At 69.9% G+C, this 526-nt stretch carries 1 protein-coding gene; it reads right to left on the bottom strand.

Features of this window, described 5'->3' with window-relative positions:
• On the bottom strand, nt 1-526 hold a 526-nt coding region (locus AC1DYG_RS19195), incomplete at both ends, for an aldehyde dehydrogenase family protein (protein ID WP_477641454.1).

Raw genomic sequence — 526 nt, 5'->3', positions numbered from 1 at the left:
CGGCAACTGGGGCGTCAGGTAGTGCACCATCAGGTGGTTCACCACCGCCGCTCCGGAGCTGACTTCGGACAACACTCGACGGCGAGTCCGCGCCGACCTCGTGAAGACGTAGGCAGCGAGGGGTTTCGGCCGCGCGTTGACGAAGGCGATCGCCTCGTCGAGCGAGTCGACGGCGAGCACCGGCAGGATCGGCCCGAAGATCTCCTCCCGCATGACCGGTTCCTCGGGGCTCGGGTCCACCAGCACGGTGGGTTCGATGGTCAGCGTGGCCCGATCGGTGCCACCGCCGAGCGCGACCGTGGCCTCGGTGTTCGCCAGGTAGCCGGCCAACCTGTCGAACTGGCGCTCGTTGACGACGCGCAGGCCGCGCACGGGTTCCCCCGACCGGAACTCGTTGAGGCTGTGGAYTATTCGCTCGACCAGCTCGTCGCGGGCGGCGCGCTCGACCAGCACGTAGTCCGCCGCGACGCAGGCCTGGCCGGAGATGAGCACCTTCGTCCCCGCGATGCGCCGGGCGGTGACGGCG

It is taken from the genome of Pedococcus sp. P1_H8, assembly GCF_056405175.1.
Note: the sequence above shows the minus strand (reverse complement) of the source record. Positions and strands in the feature narration are given on the sequence as shown.